Consider the following 24431-nt stretch of genomic DNA (forward strand, 5'->3'; position numbering starts at 1 on the left):
AAATCTTATACAGGTTTTTCGAATATGTGAATCCAGTAAATGGCTTAGGGTAACCAATCGGTCATTAAAAGCAACCATTTCTATTCCGAAAGCAATCAGAACAGCATGGGAGCAACCAATTCTTAAAATAGCTAGTTTACTTAGATTGAGACGACAATGTCTAAGATGCATTTTCCTTATATAGCGAACCGAAATATAAAAATCTAAGCCATCTTCTTTTTTATCAAAAGAAAGAAGATAGATAGCAACAGAATGGAGAAATAATAGATAGTGGAGGGGTTACTCAAATGATAGAGTTATTGAAAGATTTAATTCGTATTAAAAGTGATGATATGGAAGGTGCGAATGAAGCATTGTTATTCTGTAAATTTTGGCTCGAAAAACGTGGTATTACTCCAACAATATATGAATATGACGATAAACTTATGCTCGTTGCAGAAATAGGTAGTGGGGAAGAATGTATTATATGGAATGGGCATGTGGATGTTGTCCCCGGTAATCCTGAACAATTCATACCTTTTGTAGAAGGCGATCAGTTATTTGGAAGAGGATCTGCCGATATGAAAGCAGGGTTAGCAGCTATGATGCAAGCTTTCTACGAGCTTTCATTAAGTCCTCAAAGACTTACGAAAAAAGTACAATTGCATATTGTGACAGATGAAGAAACGTCTGGAGATACATCGAAATTTCTCGTCGATCAAGGCTTTCACGGTGATTTCGTCATTTGCGGTGAACCGACACATTTACATATTGGGCTACAAGCAAAAGGGATAGTTCAATTAGATGTCATACTAAGAGGGAAGTCTAGCCATGGAAGTCGCCCTTGGGAAGGGGTCAATGCGATTGAGCAGGCATTCCTATTCGATCAGGAAATACGCAAAAGTTCTTTTTTAACAGCAAGTAATGCATTTTATGATTATCCATCTTTAAACTTGGCGAAAATACATGCAGGGGAAAGATTCAATGTTGTACCTGACGAATGTATTATGTCTTACGATATTCGCTTTGTTCCTGGACAACATGCAGTAGATATTATAAAGGAAATAAAATATACAGCTAGCAGTCTCTTTCCATATAGTGAGGTACTAATCCATTCTACAGCCCCTGCTGTAACGACAGAAGAAAACGATATACATGTAAAAAAACTACAACAAATAACGTCACATTTAACGAAACGGACAATTAATTTATTTGGTCAACATGGCTCCGCCGATACTCGTTTTTATGCAGAAAAAGGTGCTGGTGCAATTGAGTTTGGACCGAGTGGTGGGGATTGGCATGGGGAAAAAGAATATGTTTCCATCTCATCTGTAGAGAGATTTAAACAAATTTTAGTTTCATTTATTTTGAAATGAAACTAAAATAGAAAGGAGATACAATTCATGGATAATAGTAAAATGTTAAGTGCACTATCCTATTTTAGCGTATTATTTGCACCATTCATTGTACCGATTATCGTCTTTTTTGTTTCGCAAGACAAAGAAGTTAAGTATCATGCAAAAAAGTCATTAATCTCACATATTATTCCAGTCATTCTCATGATTGTTTTGTTTATTATCATTTTTGCAACGGTCGTTCCAGCTTCGTATTCTATGAGCATGACCTTTGAACAACCTTCTTTTTGGATGGCATCCGGCCCTTTAATATTTATTCTTTTATATGCAATCGTTTATATTATTGTTTTAGTATGGAATATCATACAGGGTATTCGCGTGTTAAGATAATGTTTATGATACACTCATAGTGGGAATATAGACAACATAGAGAAAAGCTAGGGAGAGATCATGATGAAAGTAAAAGCGATCGTAAAAACTGCAATCAAATTAGCTCCAATCGTCCTTCCGATTGTAAAAAAAGCAATACAAGCTAAAAAAACGACGAAATAAATAATCAAAAGCTGTCTCCGTTTTTTTAGGAGACAGCTTTTTAAATATATGGTGTTAATTCTGTTAGCGACAAATAATTATCGAAACCGTCTATTCTGGAAACTGGCGATGTTACCGCTTCTTTTTGGCTGTTTAAAATTTCTTCAAATGTTAACGGATTAGGAAGTGGTAGCTCATTTGGACGCACTTGTAAGCGTTTATTATATTGCTCGAAAAATGCGTTTGCCATTATACGATATCCTTCCATGGAAGGATGCACATCCGCTGGGTTCGGAATAAGTTCTTTTGCTTGGGATGCAAATGCTTCTTCTACAGATACAAATGTAGCCCCATTATCTTCTGCTTGCGTTTTTAATATCGCATGCAATGTATTCAATTCTTTTTGAACACCTTGTTTTTGCGATTCATGGACATGTGGGTAAGCAAAATAATAACCCATTACATAGATTTTTGCTTTCGGAGCAGCTTCTTTCACTTCTTTTATAATTTCGGTGATGTTTTTTCGCACATTATTTAGTGCAAAATCCGCCGAAATCTGTTGATATGAAAGCGAGCCGTTCGATGGGTTTGCTTGCACCAGTCTTAGTAAATCATTTGCACCTGCAGAAATTGTAACGAGCGTCGCATTTTGTAATAATGCTTTTGCTTCTTCCGACTGTACGGTGGATAATACATCAGCAGTAGTAAACCCAGGAAAAGCCAATTCTTTCGAATAAAAAGCAAGCTGACGCGAACGTTTCAATTCCCCAGCGATTAAATCTGCATATCCAGCATCAATTGCACGATTTGGGGTTTGTCCCGCCGCCAATGAATCACCTATCGCAATATATACTTCCGGGCTTTTTGCTTCGACAGATAAAACCGAAAAAGGAAGCAGTAAAAAAACGATTGTAATAACCCATTTCTTCATGCAATGTTTCACTCCTTAAAATGCCCATGTACCTTTTCGGAAAATAGGCTCCATTGTGCCATCTTCTAGTTCACCCATAATATCCATATCTGCGCTACCAATCATAAAATCTTCATGGACAATAGACGTATTAAGACCGATTTGTTCTAGGTCTTCATGAGATAACCCGCGGGCTCCCTCCACACAAGTTGGATAAGCTTCACCGATTGCAAAATGATTGGAAGCATTTTCATCAAATAATGTGTTGAAGAACAATACATTCGATGCAGATATAGGTGATTCATGCGGAACTAATGCAATTTCTCCTAAATACTTAGCACCATTATCAGTTTGTGTTAGTTCTTGTAAAAGCTCTTTACCAATTGATGCCTCTATTTTAGTAATGGCACCATTTTCAAAAGTTAACGTGAAATCATCCACGATATTTCCTTGATAGACGAGTGGTTTCTTATTTTTCACATAGCCATTCACACCAGTTTTTAGCGGAGCTGTATACACTTCTTCTGTTGGCATATTTGCTATATAAGCAACACTTTGCTCATTTTTACTAGCCCCTGTTAACCATATATGGTCTTTAGGGAGCTCTACTTGGATGTCAGTACCTTCTGCTTTATAATGGAGCTTTTTAAAACGCTTTGCATTTAAAAGTGCTGCACGACTTTCCAAGTTATCAATATGTTCTTTCCACTTTTGTACTGCTGTACCTTCCCCGACTCTCACTACTTTGAAAATAAGCTCCCATAGAGCTTCCATTTGACGTTCCGCATCTAACTTTGGGAAAACTTTAGCTGCCCATTTTTCAGAAGGGATGGCGACGATAGACCAAGTAATGACATCATTCATCACTGCTTTACGATAATTTTCTAAAGCTTTTCCAGCTGCCTTTTGAAAATTAGAAATTCTGTCAACGGAAACGCCTTCCAATAAATCTGGGTTGTCTGCGTCAATCCATAATAATGCACCTTTGTTTTCGATTAACTCGTCTCTTTGCATTGCTAGCCATTTTGGATATTCATGAAATGCTTCCTCTGGAGCTAAATCGTAAAATGCACGTGCATTTACTTCGTCTGTATAGTTTACGTCTACTCGTTTTGCTCCTGCTTCATACGCTTTTTTTACGATAAGCCTAGTAAACTCGATTGTATCTGTTGTTGTCCCAATTAATAAAGGCTGATCCTTTTGAATGTTTAAGCCAACTTTTACAACTAGCTCTGCGTATTCTTCTAGTTTTTGTTGGAAATTCATCTTTATTTCCCCTTTTTCTCTACTGTTTTAGAGTTTCCTTCTATTAATGCACCGCGGTGCCAGATTTTTTGAACCGGTTTGCTTGGAAGTTCTTTTGTCCATTTTTTATACGTTTTTTCATCCGAATAAGTTAATAAAGTCAATACTTCCCCATCTTTTCCTGCACGACCAGTGCGGCCAGAACGATGTAAATATTGTTCGATGGAATGTGGTACATCCACATGGATAACATGTGTTAACCCAGAAATATCAAGACCACGTGCGGCAACATCCGTCGCTATTAAAATGCTTACTTTTCCATTTTTAAAATCGTCCAATGCTTTTTTACGCTCATCTTTTTTCATTTCTGAATGAAGTGAGACGATCGGTGCATCTCTATACGACAATTTGGAATCTTTCATTAGTAACTGGTCTAAACTATTTACAAATGCAAGTCCCTTCATGCCTTTTATATGCGAGAGTCTTCTTAAAAGATCTGTTTTATCCCTAGGCTCTGCTTTAACGAAACTATGGATTACCTCACCTTTTGAAGGAATTTCCTCTGCCGATACTTGAATTCGAATAGGACTATTCATCATTCTTTCTGCTACTAGTTCAATTTCATCGGTAATCGTAGCAGAAGTAACAACAAGCTGTCTTTCTACAGTTGCATCAATTAAGCCTTTAACAGTCGTACGGTGTTCCCTACTTAATAGTTGGTCCCCTTCATCTAATACGATTGTTTTAATTTCATGCATTTTAAGTTTTTTCGTCTTTACAAGTTCTTGCAGTCGCCCCGGTGTTCCTACAACAATCGTTGGCTTTTTTTTCAGCGTGTCAATTTGTCTTTGAATATTGGCTCCACCAATTAATTGTGCAACGGTAATGTCAGTACCTGCAATCCACTCGCGAAAAACTTCAATAATTTGCATGCCGAGTTCTTGAGAAGGAACAACGACTAATGCTTGTACTTGTTTCTTCGTAGGATCTACCTTTTGTAAGATCGGAATAACATATGCTAACGTCTTTCCTGTTCCAGTTGGAGATTCTGCTACTATATCTGATCCATCAAGCATATGCGGGATTAGTTTTGTTTGTATTGGCATCTCAAATGAGAAATTTGCTTTCGCCCATTTCTCTTGCAATGGTTTATTTAAATTTTGTAAAAAAGTCAAGTTTTATTCCACCTTATCTATGTTTGATTCAAGTGTACCACACTTTTATTATCGGCAATTAGTGTTTCATAATTGTTAGAATTCATAAAAAAAGTGCCTTTATATCGGCACTTTTTAGCTTTCTTCTTCTTCTGCTATATATTCTTTCATTAGTTCATAATAATTTAGTTGGTACAATTGTCTTCCATCAATTTTAAATACACCTTTATTCACAAGATCCTCTATCATATTATCTCGTTTTTCTTCCATTTTTGTTTCTTTCATTTGCATGTTCATAGTTGTCTCCTTGTATAGTTAGTACATTGTATACTTACCCCATTCAAGAAAGTTTTAAACTACTTTTTTAAATGCTTTTGTGAAAGTTGGAAAACTCCTATGGATGAACAAATAACATACATACCCTAAAAACGCACCTAACGTATTCAGCCAAAGATCGTCCACATCGCTGCTCCTATTTTGAGGAATTTGCGTAATTTCAATAAAAAGCGATATACATAATCCGATGAGTACTGTATTCGGAAAATACACCATCCTTCTATAAAGTAAAGGCAATAAGAAACCAATCGGCATAAACAAAATAATGTTTCCGAGAAAATTAATATAAAAAGGTTGCCAAAATCCTAAATACACAATAGCATTATACGTCTCTTTTACAACACGAAACAGCTGTAAGTTTACGCCTGTTCCATAAACCTGTCCTGCTCCTGGCTTTGGAATAATTGTTTGTGAAAACAATCCGATGAGCACACATATGAGCAGAAGAAAACCGATTTCATGCAAACTTTCCTTTAATTTAAATCCCCTTTTCTTCCAACGAGCAATACGCCAAATAATTACTAATGGAAGAGCTATCCAAATAAAAAAGAACATATCGTCCAAGTAAGCAATAATAACATTCATTTATTCACCTGCTAACAAATCCGCTAAAAATTTTTCACGATGATCTAAAAAGTACTTTGTTATTTGGTAATGACCTGTCATTTCATATTCCACTTCTTCAATTTTCCCATGATCAAAACTAAGAATAGTAGCATTAGGGTATCCTAAAATAATCGGTGAATGCGTGGCGATGATAAATTGACAATCTTCTTCCTCCACAAGATCATGCATAATGCGTAAAAAAGATAGTTGCCTTTGTGGTGACAATGCAGCTTCCGGCTCATCCAATAAGTAAATAGCACGTCCATTAAAGCGATTTAAAAATAAAGAAAGAAATGATTCGCCATGTGATTGTTCGTGCAAAGATTTCCCTCCGTAGCTATCTAAAATCCCCGAACGCTCCCTTTCCAGTTCATCAATATGAGAAGCAAATTGATAAAATGATTCTGCGCGCAGGAAGAAACCATTCGTTACTTTCGGCATCCACGACAGTCGAATATGTTCTCCTAGTGCGCTTTCGGCAGCATCTACTTCATACAAATTATTTCTGCTTCCACCCGCCATATTAAACTCACAATTATCCGCAATACCTTCCAATAAGGTCGATTTTCCTGTGCCATTTTCGCCTACTAAGAAAGTTACACTACTTGTCAGTTCAAGTTCAGTTAAATTTTTGATCGTTGGAATCGTAAATGGATACTGATTCTCTAAGCCACTCTTCAATATCGAAACTTTATTCAAAAACATATGTATCCCCTCCTACTCATACTATCTATTAATAACTTCGAAAGGCTGTGAACCTTGAATCTACCCACTCGCATTGAAACAAAACATATCTTTAAACATTCGCCAAGTGTAAATGTGTACTATCCTATTGTAACTAACTTATCCCATCCGCATATAGAAAAAAAGATTAATGCCGATATTATTACACTTTTGAACAAGCTTTTAATTGAACAAGGATTTTATAATGAAAATTTAGTAGAGATGATCGGCTACTTTGAAATAAAAAATAATCAACGAAATATTTTAAGCTTATCATTGATCGTATACGCTTTTACCGGTGGTGCCCACGGACTAACTATTTGCAAGTCTCTAACTTTTGACGTCACGACTGGTAAGCAGTACGCTCTAAAAGATTTATTTAAACATGAAAGCGATTATATTAAAACATTATCTGAAATAATTAAACAAAAAATGGTCTCATGGGATGTCCCATTATTAGAAGAATTTAAAGATATACGACCCGACCAAGACTATTATATTGCCGATCATAGTCTTGTCATTTATTTTCAAGTGTATGAACTGACGCCTTATGTATTTGGTTTTCCTTATTTCCCAATCGCGATTAAAGATATAGAGGATATCATTCGACCGGACAGTCCACTCGATAAAATGCTACCATTTTAGCTCGTTCGACTTTTTATTATTTTATTCGCTCATTAAGATATGCTTGTAAGAATAGAATTTAAAAAAGGAGTGATAACTGTCAGTTTATTTGTTACGAGATCATTAGATGAAGTTCGCTTTTGGTCAAGGATTATGAAAGAACATGCACTGTTTTTAAGTCTTGGTTTTAGTTTCGATGATAAAAAACTTATTCAAGAAGCGCAAGATTTCGTGTCTTTATTTGAAAGAATTGAAGAAAAGCTGAATACGTATTCTCCACAGTCAGACCCAGAGGAAATTAGAAGATTTAATATTCAAGTATACCAAGCAGCTACAGCCATATGGGCATATAAACGAAAAGTTCTAGGGCTCATTTTGCGCTGTGAAATTACTTCTAATAACTATGCTCTCTTAGTTGATCATACAAGTAGAGAAGCGGCGTATTTTGTAAACCGCTTAAAAGAGTTAAATGCAGGAATTGTGGAACCACAAGCAACCGATATTATTAGAGAAAATGTTTTCTTCCTAAAAATTATGGCAGACCATTCTAAATTTATAGGCCACCTGTTAGATCCTTCCGAAAGAAAGTTAGTAGATCAGGCACGTGATTTCAGTCATGATTTTGACCAGCTTGTTTTTCAAGCAATCGATTTAGATTCCATGCGTCCTCAATCAGAAACTGTCCCTATTTTGGATCAATTTCTCGATCAAAACCGTGTATCTGTTGTATCACTTAGGGACTTTAAAAAAGCTGCAAGGGATTTAATAGAGGCTTGTCGTATTAAGAGCAATATTCACCCACTTCTTGCAGATCATGTATTCCGAGAAGCAGAAAGATTTCTTCATATTATTGATATGTATGAGAATACTCTCCTATCAAACAATTAATATGATTAAAATTGATTGGCTCTAGTGACAGTCTCCCTTCACTACGGTAAAGTATTAGGTAGGATAGTGAAGGGGGATATTAAATTGAAAGCAATATTTTTCGACTTAGACGATACATTATTATGGGATAAAAAAAGCGTGGAAACAGCATTTCAAAAAACTTGCGCGTATGCAACCACAAAAGTAAATGTCGATGCAGCGTCACTAGAACTGGCCGTTCGAGAAGAAGCAAGCGCACTGTACGATACATACGAAACACGTCCTTTCACACAAATGATTGGCATTAATCCGTTTGAAGGACTATGGGGAACTTTCGACGACCCAAGCGAAGATTTTCAAAAAATGAAAGCAATCATTCCCGAATATCAAACACAAGCATGGACAAGAGGATTAAAAAAGTTAGGCATTGAAGATGAAGCTCTTGGCATGGAGCTCGCTGCTTATTTTCCAAACATGCGAAAAGAAAGTCCTTTTATATATGAAGAAACTTTTGAAGTGCTTGATCAGTTAAAAGGAAAATATACACTTCTTTTAATGACAAATGGTTCGCCAAGCTTACAAAACACTAAGTTAGAAATATCACCAGAAATTGCGCCATACTTCGACCATATACTCATCTCCGGGGCATTTGGGAAAGGGAAACCAGATCCATCGATATTTGAACACGCGCTAGATTTAGTTGGAATTACAGCGGATGAAGCACTTATGGTTGGGGATAATTTAATGACCGATATACTTGGTTCTTCCAAAGTCGGCATGCATTCCGTTTGGATCAATCGAGAAAAAAAACAAGCAAGTGCGGAAGTAATACCTACTTATACGATTGAGAACTTACGAGAGCTTTTAGCGATTATTGAATAAAGTGAAAAGCTAGTCCAGGTTTTGTTTAGACCGGGACTAGCTTTTTTAATGGGTTTCGTTTGGATATGTGCCGATAAGCACCATTTATGTCCGTAACGGTGTGTTTAATTACAAATCAATTGGTGTAGCATCATAAATATCTGCTAAGCCCTTCAATTGTTCCACACCAGTCTCTTCGACATGTTTATCGATAGAAAGCATCATGATCGCATCTCCACCAACTTCAGAACGTCCAACTTGCATCCCCGCAATGTTAATACCTTCCGTTGCTAAAAGTGTTCCTACGCGACCGATAGCACCTGGTTGGTCTTTATGGCGAATAAACAATAAATAACCTTCTGGCACAACATCTACAACAAAATCATCTACACGCACAATTCGAGCACCTAGACCGTTTAAAAGTGTACCGGATACTTTACGAGTTTCTGTAGCTGTTTTAACTTCCACTGTGATTAAGCTAGTAAACCCTTTAGACTTCGTCGTTTTATGTTCATTTACAACAATTCCAATTCGATCAGCAAGGAATTTAGCATTTACATCATTGACAGACTCACCTAATTTACTCTTCAATAGACCTTTCACAGCATTTCTTGTCAGAGGGCCTACTGTCATATTAGCTAGTTCACCAGAGTAGTAAATATTTAATTCTTCCGCCACTCCTTCTGCTAAGTCACTTAAAAATGCTCCAAGTTTTTCTATTAGGTTAAAGTATGGTTCAATTTTTGCCATAACATCTTTTGGTACAGATGGGAGGTTTACTGGGTTCTTTACTACTCCACCTTGTAAAAAGCTCACGACATCATGAGAAACATCCACTGCAACGATTTCTTGTGCTTCTACTGTGCTTGCACCTAAGTGTGGTGTTGCGATTACTTGTGGAAGCGTAAGTAGCTTATGATCTAAAAACGGCTCTTCTTCAAACACATCTAAAGCCGCTCCCGCTACTTTTCCTTCTACAATCGCATTGTACAACGCATCTTCGTCGATAATGCCGCCGCGTGCACAGTTGACAATTTGCACACCGTCTTTCATTTTTTCAAATGCTTCTTTATTAATCAGATGACGTGTTTCCTTGAGAAGTGGTGTATGCACCGTGATAAAATCAGCAGCTCTGATTACATCATCAATCGTCCCAAATTGAACGCCTAGTTTTTCTGCTTTTTCTGGTGTTAAAAATGGATCATAAGCAATTACATTCATTCGTTGACCTTTTGCACGTGCTGCTACTTCAGCACCTATTCTTCCTAGCCCAACTACACCTAATGTTTTGTTTTTAAGTTCTACACCAATAAAAGATTTGCGATCCCATTTTTGGTTTTTCAATGCATGGAACGCTTGTGGAATATTGCGAGCTAGTGACATAAGCATAGCAACTGTATGCTCAGCAGCTGAGTTGGTATTACCATCTGGTGCATTGACAACGATAATTCCACGTTCTGTTGCTGCAGGTAAATCGATATTGTCTACCCCAACGCCAGCACGACCGATGATCTTCAAATTCGTACCTTTTTCAATAATTTCACGGGTTACTTGGGTCTGGCTACGAACGAGTAATGCATCAAACTCTCCAATTCGTTCTCCGAGTTCCTCCGGTGTTAAATTCGTTTCTATAACAATATTAAAACCTTCCGCTTGTCTTAAAGGATAAATACCATCTTCACTTAGTGGATCACTGATTAGTATATTGTATGTCATTATTTATTCTCCCCTTCATTTAAATAGATTAGTTGTGCTGCTGCTGTTGCTTTTCCAAGTTCAATATCTTTTCCGATTTTCTTTAATACTATTTCGACTGCACTTATAATTTGAAGCACATCTGCAGGAGAGCAGTATCCCATATGGCCAATGCGGAAAATCTTGCCTGTTAGATGTTGTTGACCGCCTGCAATGGAAATAGCAAATTCTTGCTTTAATATTTTTCGGAATTCCTCTGCATCAAAATCTTCCGGCTGAACGGCAGTTACCGTTGGTGAAGCATCTTCATCCGTTGTTAATAATGGAATATCGATTGCTTTAAATGCAGCTCGAGTCATTCTTTTTAACAAATCATGACGACTGTATACATTGTCTAATCCTTCTGCCTCTATTAAGGTAAGCACTTGTTTTAGACCAAATAGTAAGGAAAGTGCAGGAGTGAAAGGTGTTGTATCTTTCAATAAGTTGTCTCTGTACTTCTTTAAGTTTAAGTAAAATCTTGGTTGCTCATTTTCCTCGATAACTTTCCATGCACGTTCACTAGCGGCAACAAATGTTAAGCCAGCTGGCAACATGAATGCTTTTTGAGAACCGGTTACCATTATATCGATTCCCCACTCATCCATTTTCGTTTCAACCCCACCCACACATGAAACACCGTCTACAACGACTAATGCTTCTGACACTTCCCGAATTGCTTTCGCAAGCAGGTCAATCGGATTAAGTACACCAGTAGATGTTTCGCAATATGTAGAGAAAACAGCTTTCACTTCTGGATGCCCTGCCACATAAGCTTTTATTTCTTCTGGGTCTAATGCTTTCCCCCATTCCACATTTAACACATGTGTTTTGATATTGTACGCCTCGCAAATTTTAGTGAAACGATCACCAAATGCTCCTGTCACTACAACAAGTACTTCATCACCTGGTTTGACTACATTGACTACTGCAGTTTCTAGCCCTGCTGTCCCACTTCCAGCAATAATCGCCACTTCTTGTTCTGTTCCAAAAACGCGTTTCAGTCCTGGAGCAATATTCTTCAACATTTGAGATGTTTCTTTTCCTCTATGCCCAATCATTGTGTGGTTCATTGCTCTTTGCACACTTGGTGGAATTGGACTCGGCCCTGGAATTCGTAAAATGGTTTGATCTTGTAACATTTACATGCTCCTCCCTATTTTGAAAAACAAAAAAGCCCTTCACTCCCTACATATATACATGTAAGGGGCGAAGAGCTTGTAAAAAACTCACGCGGTACCACCCAAATTTACTGCAAAAAGTCTGCAGCCTCAAAATAACTATGCTTAACGCGCATTGCACGGATGAACCTACTAAATCGTTCAGCTCACCAATTCAAGAGTGGAACTCTATAATCGAAATCACTGATTTGCACCACCCATCAGCTCTCTTTAGATTTCAAACTATAAAACTTGTCTCTATCCAAATTGTTTACGTGTTATTGAATTTAAATCCATATTATCAGAGTAATTTTTATTGTCAATATAGTAAAAATTTTTGAAAGCGTTATCATTTAAAAATCACTTTTTAAAACGTTGATTTAACGCCTTTTTTCAAATAAAAAATATTTTTCAAATAAATTATAATTCGTATTTAAGTGTTGCATATACTAACATAGCAACCGATAATAATGAATAACAATCAATACACGAACTTAAATAATAAAAATAAAAATTTCGTTCGTATTAATAGAATTCGTCAATCATTAATTTCAACAAATATATTGACTGAATCCATTATAATTTGTACACTGTATAAAATCATTTGTTTTTTCTAGAAATACACTCACATATTAAAAGTAAGGATTTGATAAAATGAAAGTAAGCAAATTTGGCGGAACATCCGTTGCAAATGCAGAACAGATAAAAAAAGTAGCGGCAATCGTGAAAGCAGATCCAACTCGGAAATTCGTCGTCGTGTCAGCACCTGGAAAAAGATTCGATGCCGACAAAAAAGTAACTGATTTATTAATCGAATTAGCAAATGCAGCATTACATACGGAAAACGTCGAGGAAAAATTGCAAAATGTAGTTAATCGTTATAGAGAAATTGCAGAAGGGCTTGGATTGGATCAAACCATTTGTGATGTGATTGAAAAGGACTTACGCACTCGTACTCTTGAAAACAAATCCAATGTCGAATTATTTGTAGATAATATAAAAGCGAGTGGGGAAGATAATAACGCGAAACTTATTTCGACGTACTTCACTAGCATTGGTATGCCAGCGCAATACGTCAATCCGAAAACAGCTGGATTAGTCGTAAACGATTTGCCAGAACGTGCACAGGCTTTACCTGAAGCTTACGACAACTTAAGCACACTACGAAACAGTTCAGAAATCATCGTTTTCCCTGGATTTTTTGGATACACAAAAGATGGGGTTCTTCGCACATTCGAACGTGGCGGTTCCGATATAACTGGATCAATCGTAGCTGCGGCAGTACAAGCGGAATTATACGAGAACTTTACGGATGTCGACTCTGTTTTTTGTGCAAATCCAAGAGTTGTTAATAGTCCTGCAGAGATCGAAGAAATAACATACCGTGAGATGCGTGAGCTTTCTTATGCAGGTTTCTCCGTTTTCCATGATGAAGCTTTAATGCCTGTATATAAAAGTGGGATTCCCGTTTGTATAAAAAATACAAATAACCCTTCTGCTCCAGGAACAAAAATCGTGGCCGAGCGAAAAGCTAACCGCCGTCCCGTAACTGGAATTAGCGCAGATAATGGATTTTCAATTTTGTATGTGAGCAAATATTTGATGAACAGAGAAATAGGCTTCGGTCGTAAACTACTTCAAATTTTAGAAGAAGAACATATTTCCTATGAGCATACTCCATCAGGACTAGATGATATTTCAGTTATTATGCGTAGCCATCAACTGACACCTGAAAAAGAAGTGCGTATAATAGACCGAGTTTTAAACGAGCTTCATGCAGAAGATGTGCATTTCCGTCATGAATTTTCGATGATTGTAGTAGTCGGCGAAGGGATGAACAACAGCACTGGACTTGCGGCACGTGCAGCAACCGCTATTTCTAGAACTGGTGCCAATATCGAAATGATTAACCAAGGATCATCCGAAGTCAGTCTTGCATTCGGCGTCCATAGAAGCAACGAGGACAAAATATTACGCGAACTATATAGCGAATTTTTTGCACCTGTAACAGTTGGATAAATAATCATAACCTCCAAGAAGCATCAATCTTCTTGGAGGTTTATTTGTGATGCATATGTTACAAGTATGTTACAGGTGCCAGGCACCCGTAACATACTTGTTAAAGACATAGTAAATGATTCAACTGGTTTTTTTTTACATAATGAACGAGCGTCATTTTATCATTTACTTTCCACTTATCTCCCGTTTGCACATAACCCATTTTTTCATACAAATAGCAATTTCTTCTTTCTTCAAGTATCGTATCCAATTCCCAGCGTTTCGCTTCTGGGTACAAACTTTCAATCCGAATTATTACTTGTTGTGCAATACCTTTCCCTTGAAATTCATCTAAAATGTTGATCATATGAAGTCGCATGACACCAGGCAATTTTGGATAGACATGTACACTTCCGACAAGCGAATTTTCTAGCGTTATTTTAAAGAAGTCTCCAGTTTTTAAACGCTCTTCAAAACGCTCTAATGTCTGCTTTACTGGAGTTGTTTCATGATCCTCGTATTTTTCATATAGCGGTTCAAATACTTTTCTTTGTAATTCAAACAACTCTTCTGCATCTTCTGCAGTTGCTTTTCTTAGCGAAATCTTTGATTGAATCATTGTAAATAAAGTATCCAGAATATGATATGGAATAAATATTCCATTTCGGGCTAACTCTCTAACTTCCTCCATCGTTACCCATTTCGCATCCGCCACCTCTTCGTATTGAAGGATTATATCCTCGATATCTATGTCTTGTACAACAAGAAAATGATCGTCAAATCCCCTTGGAAATTTGATCGTAAATAAAATCTCTGAACTAGACATCTCTAGATCTATCCCAAGCTCTTCCTTAACTTCACGGATTGCCGCCATTTCACTTGTTTCACCCATAAGTGCTGATCCAGCGGCAGAACAGTCCCACATATTGGCCCAACCTATTTTCCATGGCTGGCGTCTTTGGATTAATAGTTGCCCATCTTCATTCATTATCCAAACATGCACGACTTGATGAAAATCTCCTTCTTGCAAATCTTCCCCGCGAATATGCGTTTCCCCTGTTTTCTCGCGATTTTCATTAAAAATGTCCCAAACTTCCATTTTCCCACCTACTTAGCTTTATTAATTGAATTAGTATATCATGGTCAACCATTTCGATTGACATCATGATTTTTTTGTGTGATAATACGATATGTTGACATTTTTGGTACGACATAAATTTTAGAAATTTGGCATTCTGCTTTATGTGTTTTTGATAATACTTATTCACACTGGCGCGGCTATAGGGTCGCAAGGACGTAAAAGAAGGTAGGGTTTACGTTGCTTAGGTTAGAAAGCAACCAGTGGAACAATTTACCGCGGCATTGAAAGGGAACTCTTTCATGTAGATTATTCCCCGAATTTTTTCGGGATGAAATAAATTTAAAATTCAAAAGTTATGTTATACCTATACAAACCAAGGGGTACTCTTTTCTAAGAGTGCCCCTTGTCCAATTTACGCAACTATTTCTTTTTGCCTCTTCTCATATTCCTTGAACATCACCAAATAAATAAATCCACTAACTATCGCTAAAACCGCTAGTATAACAAATGTCCATGTAAAGCCGATCCACGCTACAAGCGGAAACACTAATGGTGCAATCGTTCGTCCAATCGTGTACCGCAAACTTGCCGCAGCAAAATATTGTCCACGCATATCCGCAGGCGCTAATTTAGACACAAAGCTTTCTTGCAATCCAACTGTCGCTAGCTCCCCAAACGTAAATATCGCCATTGCAATTAGGAACACCCAAAAGTTTGCAGTCATCGGGAAAATCAGCATCGCAATCATATATAAAAATGAGGAGAGAAAAAACACCCATTTTTCTGGATACTTACTCATCCATCTTGATACCAAAACCGTCAGTAACACAACTAATAACCCATTCTCGGATAATAAAATACCGAAAGAACCTTCGCCAGTTATAGACCATTCTCGCCCAAAGAAATTCCCTAATACTTGTTTATCAATTACTTCTTTCATATAAATAGGTATCAACATCTCTAACTGCATAAACGTTTGTGCAAGCAAAATCCCTGCAATGACATAAAGGAGAAACACTCTGTCCTTCACGATTAATCCATAAGCTTTCACTTGATCGATCACTACTTGCTTCCAACCATTTCCGCCTTTAGCAACTAGCTGCTTTTTCATCTCTTCTGGTAATGTCTCTTCTGTTAACATTCGAAGAGCCAGACCAACTAAACAAAATATAATACCGGCAACTAGCAGTAAAACAAAGCGATGTTGGAAAAACAGCACTGCTCCTACGATTGGTCCGATCACAACCGAAATATTGATAGATGTATAGAACACCGAAAAGACAGTGCTTCTCTCATGCTCCGGTACAACGTCCGCAACAATCGCTTGACTCGCGGGATGATAAAACGATCCAGCTATTCCAGCTATTGTGAAAGCTACGAAACTGAGCATGGGGGAATCTAACCAAGGAGAGTTGGCAAACGCGAAAAGGATAAACGCCGCACCCTCTACCGTCGCGGAAAAGAACAACATCGTTCTTCTACCAAACCGATCCGCACAATAACCTCCGATCAAATTTGCAGCGACAGAAAAGACTTGCGAAATCACAAGTAGTATTCCTGCCATGCTAGTTCCGAATTCACTTGCAAAATAAATAGCAAGAAACGGAAACACCATCCAAAAACTTAAATTACTAAAAAACTCACCGAATAATCGAACTTTTAAAGGCCTATCCCAATCTCTAATTCTCATCGTTTTTTCCTCATATCTAATAGATGATACAATCCTATCATAATATTTCGGATTTCGAAACAGAAAGTTGGGCTTTTACATAGGTTTAAGAAAAAAAATATCCTAAGGCAAAATTACCCTTCAGGATAGCATAAATTTGCACTTTTTTATTGCTCATTTTAGCGATAATGCGTGGTAGTAAGTCGACTAGCGACCGCTAAAAACAAAATTTCCTCCGTTTTTCGACTGTATGAATCCAATAAATGGCTAAGGGAAACAGATTGTTCATTGAAAGCAACCAATTCTATTCGGAAAGCAATCAAATCAACGCGAGAGCAACCAAAATTCCGATGAAAGCAACCAATACTTAAAATAGCAAGCTTACATCATGTGAAACAACTATGATTACGACATATTATTGGAACAATATTCTTTAAAGCCAGCCTAACTCGTCAGCTAGCATCTATTAGACCGGTTTATTCATCTAATAATTTTACGGACTTTAAAATTTGTATAAATGCATAAGCATCTAAATTATTTTCCAAAACTTTTTTTATTTTATTCGCCTACAAAAAAAGCACGAAGGTATAGGAACCTCCGCGCTGTATCATTTATTATTTTTTAGAAGGAATCATGTTAAAGATAATATTGTTATTCATACAGTTGGGTCTTCCTCAAAAAACTCTACTTTTCCATCTGCTAAAGATTTAATATTCGCAAGGGACTCTACTCGAATTCCTTTTTCACGAATTAAGCTACCGCCTGTTTGGAACCCTTTTTCAATAACGATGCCAACTCCCGCATTTTTTGCGTTTGCCTGCTCTAAAATTTCTAACAGTCCAAGAGCAGCTTGTCCATTTGCTAGAAAATCGTCAATGACTAACACAACATCATCGCTATTGATAAAATCTTTTGATACGGAAATCTCATTTGTTTCATTTTTCGTAAATGAATGTACTTTCGACGTATATAAGTTGCCAGATAAAGTGAGTGATTTACGTTTGCGAGCGAAAACAACCGGAACCCCTAGCGTTAAACCTGCAAACATACTCGGTGCAATACCAGAAGATTCGATAGTTAAAATTTTCGTAATTCCCGCTTCTTTAAAGCGTGTAGCAAATTCTTCTCCAATTGCCTTCATTAGCACAGGATCAATTTGATGATTTAAAAATGCATCTACTTTCAACACATCTTCAGATAAAACTTTACCCTCTTGCATAATCTTTTCTTTTAATAATTTCATCATTATTTGATTCCCTTCGTATTCAATTTTTTCAAACAAAAAAGCCCGAAACCATTGCATCCAACCATACTAGGAGTGGAACAATGACATTCGAGCTTGTCAATTCGAATTAAAATAAAAGAAATCATGACAAAGATGCCATAATCCGATCATTTCATTGCCGCCCATAGTCAGCTTATTTAAGGTAAGCTGGTAGAAACTTGCAGGCCATATCCCTGCGATTATACGAGTTGATACTATTTGAATAGTTTTCATTATAGCACGACCATCTTCGATTACAATGAGTGGTAAATAAGTCGTGCGATTCATAAAATTCAGTTGAATCGTAATGATTACCTTTGCGCTTTTAATGACTTGAATGCATGGATGAATGATGCTGGATTAGCTTGTATTTTATAAGAAAATACTCCTTGATTTGTATGTAAATATAGAATCCCTCCACCGAACGAAAAGGTTTTATGAGAAATATCGTGGACGTTGCGAAGCTCAAACTGATGGCTGGCCGAAATAATTTTGTCCGAATTTAGTAGGAGTTCATACTGCATTTCAATTTGTTGCATTTGATAATAAAAATCTATTTTGCGTTCAATTTCTATATAAATAATAGAATGCTCGCTCAACGCCTTCATCTCCTTCATCTCCTTCATCACATATCATGTCTTTCCAGTTGGCGCATATAAAGACAAATCAAGTACGGTTTCTTGCCCTAGCGCTAGTCTAGCAAGCTCTGCACCAACAAATGGACCTGCTGTTAAACCAGAAGCACCTAGTCCATTCGCGAAATAAATAGAATCAAAATTAGGGACGTTTCCTATTACTGGTAAGAACTCTGGCGTATACGGTCTAAATCCTACTCGAACTTCTTCCATGTGAGCCGTTTCTAATGATTTAGCAATACTTGTTGCATGCTCTAGCAAAACTTGTTTTCCTGCTTCTGTAACAAGCGGATCATAACCTGTATTTTCTTCATACGTAGATCCCGCTACTATTTTTCCTTTGTCAAATGCTAACAAATACTGATTGGTTGGGGGCAATACTACCGGCCAGTCCTCGGTTCCTTCATTTTCTATAAGAAAGTGCATTATTTGCGCTTTTTGAAAGCTTACTTTCATATCTTTCCCTAATGCAGCTGGAATCTCATTGCCCCAAGCACCTGCAGTCAAGATAATTTTATCCGCTGTTAATGGTTTACCATTCACGAAAACATCACCACCCAGAAGCTGTGCATCACTATAAATTACTTCTGCTCCAAGCTTTTTTGCTGCACTAATTAAGGCATCTCGCATTGCACGACCGTCCACCCTGGCAGCTCCCTCGACGTATAAAGAAGTAAAGTCTTCTGAAAGAAGTGGAAAAAATGATTTCGTTTCATCTGGAGAAAGAATTTTCAAGTCACCAATTTCTGGGGCTTCTTCTCTTTTTTCTATTGCACGCTCGAACATTTTTTGAAGTTTTTTCGCATCATTTTGTAATGCAATTGCCCCTACTTGTTTGTATCCAGTCGAGGTTTCTCCTAAATCCTCAAGCTCTTTTACTAGTTGTTTATAGTATTTCGCACCGTTTCGCACGAGTGCATACCATTTTTTATTTCTTCTTTGTGAAATCCATGGACATATAATCCCCGCTGCTGCATCCGATGCTTGTCCAAGATCTTTTCTATCTATTAACGTTACGCTCACATTATTTTTTGCAAGATGGTAAGCGGTGGAGGCACCTAAAATCCCCCCACCTATAACAACATAAGAAATCATTTATTACTCCACTCCGCTTTCTAAAATTGAAAATATACCTTTCTCACAATTAATTTCTGCCATTGCCCCATATGGAAGTACGAATTTCGGTTCTGTATGACCAAAGTTCAAATTATAAAGAATCGGTAAATTAGTTAAATCCAGTTCCTTCATAATTTTCAAAATGGACGCTTTGTATTCCACATAATATTTCTCATGCTGTGGTTTTCCGAATACAATTCCTTTTACATTTTGTAAAATGCCTTGCGAACCATAGTTTCTTAGCCAATATTCGACAAGAGCCGGTTCAGGAGTATCTTCCGATGTTTCAAAAAATAAAATACTATCCTTCCAATAAGATTGGTCTGGCCAAAGGGACGTTCCTTTTGCAAATTCTAATACTTCTATACATCCTCCAATTAGTCTACCTTGCACCACTCCATTGCCTTGAAGCACTTCGTATCCTTTATTTGGATTCATTTTACGTTGTGTATTTTTATTCTCAACAATCCATAGCAGACGTTCACTAGTCCATTCTTGTGCTGGTTTTATTTCACCGATTACTTCATTAGAGAACAATGTTTTTTTTACGGCTTTCACTGTGTAATCATGCACTTCTACGTTTTCGGCGAAGTCCGTTAATATTGCAGGACCATAAAAAGAAGAAATTCCTGCTTTGTGACAAAATAGATGTGTTACAGTAGCATCTGAATAACCAATAAATACTTTCGGATTTGAACGTATAATGTCAAAATTAATATATGGTAGTAAACGAATGCTTTCACTCCCGCCAATATTCGAAATGATCCCTTTTATCGTCGGATCTTTAAAAGCGTTCATTAAATCCTCCGCCCGAGCCTGCGGATTTTCGTATAAGTAATCGGCACCCTTTAAGCTATTTGGCATAGAAACAACTTCTAGACCAAACACTTTTTCTAGACGTTCCACTCCTTGTTCATATCTCCATTTTAAATCAGGTTCCCCTGCTCCACCCCAAGATAAACTAATCGTAGCAACTTTATCACCCGCTTGAAGCATTTTTGGTTTAATAAGCATTATAAACACTTCCCATTCTTTTTATCTAATTATAGCTTAAGCATTCCATTTATTATTGTCTAAAGTTAATGAAATTGGGTATAAGATAATTATATTAGTTGTGAATGGAAGTGAACGAGATGAAATGGCAAGGTAGAAAGCGGAGTTCCAATGTAGAAGATAGACGCGGAAAAGGCAGTGGAAAAGCTATTGCTGGTGTTGGCGGAGGACTAGGATTAATTATTGTGCTTATCATCACCTTGCTTGGTGGAAATCCAGAAGATTTAATCGGTAATCTAAGCGTTACGGAGCAATCTAGCTCTACCCCATATGAAGAAACGGAACAAGAAAAAGAATTAGCAGAATTTGTATCTGTTGTGCTCGCAGATACGGAAACAGTGTGGACCAAAATATTTCAAGAAAATGGGTTAAAATATACAGAACCAACTCTTGTGCTTTATACGAATAGTGTAAACTCGGCATGTGGCGCTGCTGGTGCATCTGTCGGTCCTTTTTATTGTCCAGGAGATCAAAAATTGTATATCGATTTGAGCTTTTATCAGGAATTACAAGAAAAATTTCACGCCCCTGGTGACTTTGCGATGGCGTATGTAATTGCACATGAAGTAGGTCATCATGTACAAACACTCCTTGGAACAACCGAACAAGTAATGCCACTGCGTCAAAAATTAAGCGAAGAAGAGTTTAATAAGTATCTTGTCAGATTCGAGCTTCAAGCAGATTACTTCTCAGGTGTATGGGCAAAACATGCACAGGCAATGAACCTGTTAGAAGAAGGAGATTTAGACGAAGCACTGACTGCTGCTAGTGCAGTTGGAGATGACACGCTGCAAAAACAAGCAATGGGTTATGTTGTTCCAGAAAGTTTTACACATGGAACTTCTGAACAACGTAAGAGTTGGTTTTACAAAGGCTATGAAAATGGAACGATACAAGGGGGAGACACATTTAAAACTACATCTCCTTAAAGCAAATTTTTATGGGATCTGCTTTTTTTCATTGACCGGAGCGAAAGAAACTGATTATAATGAAAATAAATTGTTCCTTTTAATGGAAAAGAGAGTGTGTAGAATGAATATCCCTTTTACAAAAATGCATGGTTGCGGAAATGATTATATATACATTAATTGTTTCGAACAAAATATCGAACATCCTGAATTGCTAAGTAAAGCCATTTCTGATCGCCATTTTGGCGTCGGTGGAGACGGAATTGTCCTTATATGCCCGTCTGAAAATGGGGATGCGAAAATGCGGATGTTTAATATAGATGGCAGTGAAGGAAAAATGTGTGGGAATGCGATTCGCTGTGTAGCCAAATATGTATATGACAATAATATTGCCAAAAAAGAAATGATTAAAATCGACACTCTTAGTGGAGTTAAAACGATTAATCTACAAGTAAAAGACGATCAAATGTATGCTGCAACTGTTGATATGGGCGAAGCTATTTTAAAGCCTTCCGCTGTTCCAGTATTATTAGAGGAAAAGGAAGCATTAATCGATTATTCTTTGCAAATAGAGGATACGACCTATAATATTACGACAGTTTCCATGGGGAACCCCCATTGCGTGTTATTTTATGAAGATATCTCGTCTATTGATCTATCTGTAATAGGACCTAAATTTGAACATCATCCTATATTTCCGGAAAGTGTGAATACGGAATTTATTCAAATCGAAAACCGAACTATGATTCATATGCGAGTTTGGGAACGTGGAAGTGGGGAAACGCTTGCTTGTGGTACAGGTGCTTGTGCCGCGGTAGTAGCATCTGTCTTGAATGGCTATTGCGACAAAGATACAGATATTACCGTTAAGCTTTTAGGTGGAGAACTGATTATTCGTTATACAGACAATAGCGTTTTTATGACAGGTCCTGCCGAAAAAGTTTTCGAGGGTAAGTTTCAGTGGAAAAAATAAAATTATAATATGCTCTGCAAAACCTTTCAACTATTTATTTGAAAGGTTTTTTTACATTTTCAAAACATCCAGGGGACACACTTGTTTAATGATTTGTAATATTACACATCCACTTTGTAATGTTATTGGCAAATTTTCGTAATATTCCTGTAATGAAACACTGCTAATATATAAAGTAGACTAAATAGTAAGGAGTAGAGTATTTGAGAAAAATTCTTGGGACACTCATCATCGCATTTGCACTATTGGTTAGCGGAACAACAACAGGCGTGGCCGCATCTTCATCGCACACTGTACAAAAAGGGGACACATTATATAAAATTGCGAAAACGTATAATGTATCGATCTCCAATTTAAAATCATGGAATAACTTAAAATCAGATACTATTCAACCGAAACAAGAACTAAAGATCACTACTACAAAACAAGCTTCAAAAGCGAAAAACCCTTCTCGCTCTAGTACAGAGGATAAGGTAGTGAAAGAATTCGTTGTATCCGCAAGTGCGTTTACTGCAAACTGCAATGGTTGTACTGGGATTACAAGTACAGGGATTAACTTGAAAAAGAATCCGGATATTAAAGTAATAGCGGTAGATCCAGACGTCATTAAACTTGGGACAAAAGTCCATGTGGAAGGATACGGTTATGCAATCGCTGGTGATACGGGAGGAAATATTAAAGGAAACAAAATTGATGTATTTTTCTCTTCTAAAAACGATGCCTTTAAATGGGGGCGCAAAAACGTAACAATTAAAATATTAGAATAGGTATAAAAATGACTCCAGTATTTGTTTTGGAGTCATTTTTCATTATTACACCAGATTTGTACTATTACATAAGAATACTCAGACAAGAGTATAATGATTGCAGATCCATATGGCATAAAACTCCGTTTATTCCAAGTTTAAAATACTTAAGTTCCAGTTTATTTAATTAGTAACTGGTTCTTATAATTTATTAATACCACGAATTATAGCTTCATAGTACGACTGTTCATGCGCTACGAAATTAATTTTAGTTACTATTTTATCTACAGAAACTCTATTTCCTGTTTTATTTATTTCAAAACCTGCTACTTGAATTTCTTCTAATTCTCCCAACCAAAGCGCTGAGAATTGTTTGAAATTTGCTCGAACAACTCCTGAAACTTCTTCTGTCTGAAGGGCAAAATCATCCAAACTTAAAGCACCGTTATATACATAAACATTTGCTAACTCTTGATCAATAAGATCCCCTGTCGTAACCGAATAATCTATTATCCCAAGCGAAGCTAACTCCTCAAACGTAACGTCGATTCCGAGTTCTTCCTTCACTTCTCTAACACCATCATGCACCGTCTCCGTGGCTAATAAATGACCTGCAGCAGTAATATCTAACAGCCCAGGATATTCCTTTTTGGATTCACTTCGAATTTGCAAATAGATATAATCTATTTCCTCTTCCCTACTAATAAACCAACAGTGAAACGTTTCATGCCAATATCCTAGCCTATGCACTTCATGGCGTGGAGCTGTTCCTACAGCAGTTCTATTACTATCAAATATCCTAAGCATCTCCTCTTCCATGGCTATATCCCTACCTTCTTATATTACAAAATTGTTACAGGTGCCTGGTGTTACAGGTGCCTGGCACCCATAATACCTACCTTC

24 protein-coding genes, 1 riboswitch and 1 other annotated feature are annotated in these 24431 nt (G+C 37.1%); of the genes, 9 read left to right on the plus strand and 15 right to left on the minus strand.

What is annotated here, in order from left to right; genetic code table 11:
• Positions 1-287 precede the first annotated feature (287 nt).
• Both FG383_RS09290 and FG383_RS09295 read left to right on the plus strand, forming a co-directional pair.
• Positions 288-1355: a M20 family metallopeptidase gene (locus tag FG383_RS09290; protein WP_142607138.1), complete on the plus strand. Its 1068-nt coding sequence runs from the start codon at positions 288-290 to the stop codon at positions 1353-1355.
• Positions 1356-1382: 27 nt separating this feature from the next.
• Positions 1383-1724 carry a magnetosome magnetite crystal formation protein family gene (locus FG383_RS09295; protein ID WP_142607139.1) on the plus strand — a complete coding sequence of 114 codons (342 nt, stop codon included), beginning with the start codon at positions 1383-1385 and terminating at the stop codon, positions 1722-1724.
• Positions 1725-1926: 202 nt separating this feature from the next.
• Here the strand turns inward: FG383_RS09295 and FG383_RS09300 are convergent, their stop codons facing one another.
• From FG383_RS09300 to FG383_RS09325, 6 genes are all read right to left on the minus strand, one after another.
• Entirely contained in the window at positions 1927-2796 is an 870-nt protein-coding gene (locus tag FG383_RS09300) for an SGNH/GDSL hydrolase family protein (RefSeq protein WP_142607140.1), read from the minus strand.
• A gap of 15 nt (positions 2797-2811) precedes the next feature.
• On the minus strand, positions 2812-4041 hold the full coding sequence (locus FG383_RS09305; RefSeq protein WP_142607141.1) for an aminopeptidase: 1230 nt from the start codon (positions 4039-4041) through the stop codon (positions 2812-2814).
• Positions 4042-4043: 2 nt separating this feature from the next.
• Complete coding sequence (locus FG383_RS09310; protein WP_142607142.1) at positions 4044-5195, minus strand: DEAD/DEAH box helicase; 1152 nt, start codon at positions 5193-5195, stop codon at positions 4044-4046.
• 114 nt (positions 5196-5309) lie between these two features.
• Positions 5310-5471: a Fur-regulated basic protein FbpA gene (locus tag FG383_RS09315; protein ID WP_142607143.1), complete on the minus strand. Its 162-nt coding sequence runs from the start codon at positions 5469-5471 to the stop codon at positions 5310-5312.
• Between the two features lie 54 nt (positions 5472-5525).
• The gene (locus FG383_RS09320) at positions 5526-6095 is read right to left on the minus strand and encodes a VanZ family protein (protein ID WP_142607144.1); all 570 of its coding nucleotides are present in this window, start codon (positions 6093-6095) and stop codon (positions 5526-5528) included.
• Positions 6096-6821, minus strand: coding sequence for an AAA family ATPase (locus tag FG383_RS09325; RefSeq protein ID WP_142607145.1), 726 nt, complete (start codon positions 6819-6821; stop codon positions 6096-6098). It lies immediately after the preceding gene.
• A gap of 54 nt (positions 6822-6875) precedes the next feature.
• Between FG383_RS09325 and FG383_RS09330 the strand changes: the two genes are divergently transcribed.
• The 3 genes from FG383_RS09330 (at position 6876) to FG383_RS09340 (ending at position 9212) form a co-directional block, all read left to right on the plus strand.
• Positions 6876-7484, plus strand: coding sequence for a DUF3298 and DUF4163 domain-containing protein (locus FG383_RS09330; protein WP_142607146.1), 609 nt, complete (start codon positions 6876-6878; stop codon positions 7482-7484).
• 39 nt (positions 7485-7523) lie between these two features.
• Positions 7524-8351: a DUF2935 domain-containing protein gene (locus tag FG383_RS09335; protein ID WP_142607147.1), complete on the plus strand. Its 828-nt coding sequence runs from the start codon at positions 7524-7526 to the stop codon at positions 8349-8351.
• Between the two features lie 78 nt (positions 8352-8429).
• Positions 8430-9212, plus strand: coding sequence for an HAD family hydrolase (locus FG383_RS09340; protein WP_142607238.1), 783 nt, complete (start codon positions 8430-8432; stop codon positions 9210-9212).
• Positions 9213-9320: 108 nt separating this feature from the next.
• Here the strand turns inward: FG383_RS09340 and serA are convergent, their stop codons facing one another.
• Both serA and FG383_RS09350 read right to left on the minus strand, forming a co-directional pair.
• Positions 9321-10907 (minus strand): phosphoglycerate dehydrogenase, encoded by a 1587-nt coding sequence (gene serA / locus FG383_RS09345; protein WP_142607148.1) that lies wholly within the window; start codon positions 10905-10907, stop codon positions 9321-9323.
• Positions 10907-12067 carry a pyridoxal-phosphate-dependent aminotransferase family protein gene (locus FG383_RS09350; protein ID WP_142607149.1) on the minus strand — a complete coding sequence of 387 codons (1161 nt, stop codon included), beginning with the start codon at positions 12065-12067 and terminating at the stop codon, positions 10907-10909. Before FG383_RS09350 ends, serA begins: the two co-directional genes overlap by 1 nt.
• A 60-nt stretch (positions 12068-12127) precedes the next feature.
• Positions 12128-12359 (minus strand) — a binding site (T-box leader).
• A gap of 380 nt (positions 12360-12739) precedes the next feature.
• Here FG383_RS09350 and FG383_RS09355 point away from each other — a divergent pair.
• A complete protein-coding gene (locus FG383_RS09355; protein ID WP_142607150.1) occupies positions 12740-14104 on the plus strand; it encodes an aspartate kinase in 1365 nt (454 codons plus the stop codon).
• 100 nt (positions 14105-14204) lie between these two features.
• Here FG383_RS09355 and FG383_RS21635 read toward each other — a convergent pair whose 3' ends face one another.
• The 6 genes from FG383_RS21635 to FG383_RS09385 form a co-directional block, all read right to left on the minus strand.
• A complete protein-coding gene (locus FG383_RS21635) occupies positions 14205-15182 on the minus strand; it encodes a GNAT family N-acetyltransferase (protein WP_142607151.1) in 978 nt (325 codons plus the stop codon).
• Between the two features lie 394 nt (positions 15183-15576).
• The gene (locus tag FG383_RS09365; protein WP_142607152.1) at positions 15577-16854 is read right to left on the minus strand and encodes an MDR family MFS transporter; all 1278 of its coding nucleotides are present in this window, start codon (positions 16852-16854) and stop codon (positions 15577-15579) included.
• Positions 16855-17488: 634 nt separating this feature from the next.
• Positions 17489-18076, minus strand: coding sequence for a xanthine phosphoribosyltransferase (locus FG383_RS09370; RefSeq protein ID WP_142607239.1), 588 nt, complete (start codon positions 18074-18076; stop codon positions 17489-17491).
• Between the two features lie 147 nt (positions 18077-18223).
• Positions 18224-18325, minus strand: a riboswitch (purine riboswitch).
• 83 nt (positions 18326-18408) lie between these two features.
• Positions 18409-18705 (minus strand): hypothetical protein, encoded by a 297-nt coding sequence (locus FG383_RS09375; RefSeq protein WP_142607153.1) that lies wholly within the window; start codon positions 18703-18705, stop codon positions 18409-18411.
• A gap of 24 nt (positions 18706-18729) precedes the next feature.
• On the minus strand, positions 18730-19827 hold the full coding sequence (locus tag FG383_RS09380; RefSeq protein WP_142607154.1) for an NAD(P)/FAD-dependent oxidoreductase: 1098 nt from the start codon (positions 19825-19827) through the stop codon (positions 18730-18732).
• A gap of 3 nt (positions 19828-19830) precedes the next feature.
• Complete coding sequence (locus FG383_RS09385; protein ID WP_142607155.1) at positions 19831-20862, minus strand: S66 family peptidase; 1032 nt, start codon at positions 20860-20862, stop codon at positions 19831-19833.
• 119 nt (positions 20863-20981) lie between these two features.
• Here FG383_RS09385 and ypfJ point away from each other — a divergent pair, with 119 nt between their 5' ends.
• The 3 genes from ypfJ to FG383_RS09400 all read left to right on the plus strand — a co-directional run bounded on the left by ypfJ (position 20982) and on the right by FG383_RS09400 (position 23549).
• Entirely contained in the window at positions 20982-21830 is an 849-nt protein-coding gene (ypfJ, locus tag FG383_RS09390; RefSeq protein ID WP_142607156.1) for a KPN_02809 family neutral zinc metallopeptidase, read from the plus strand.
• 103 nt (positions 21831-21933) lie between these two features.
• The gene (dapF, locus tag FG383_RS09395) at positions 21934-22782 is read left to right on the plus strand and encodes a diaminopimelate epimerase (protein ID WP_221887519.1); all 849 of its coding nucleotides are present in this window, start codon (positions 21934-21936) and stop codon (positions 22780-22782) included.
• A 203-nt stretch (positions 22783-22985) separates the two neighbouring features.
• Positions 22986-23549, plus strand: coding sequence for a 3D domain-containing protein (locus FG383_RS09400; protein ID WP_142607157.1), 564 nt, complete (start codon positions 22986-22988; stop codon positions 23547-23549).
• 180 nt (positions 23550-23729) lie between these two features.
• On the opposite strand, the gene FG383_RS09405 is transcribed toward FG383_RS09400, so the two are convergent.
• Positions 23730-24347: an NUDIX hydrolase gene (locus tag FG383_RS09405; protein WP_142607158.1), complete on the minus strand. Its 618-nt coding sequence runs from the start codon at positions 24345-24347 to the stop codon at positions 23730-23732.
• Positions 24348-24431 lie beyond the last annotated feature (84 nt).

This window comes from Psychrobacillus soli, assembly GCF_006861775.1.
GTDB classification, from domain to species: Bacteria; Bacillota; Bacilli; order Bacillales_A; family Planococcaceae; genus Psychrobacillus; species Psychrobacillus soli.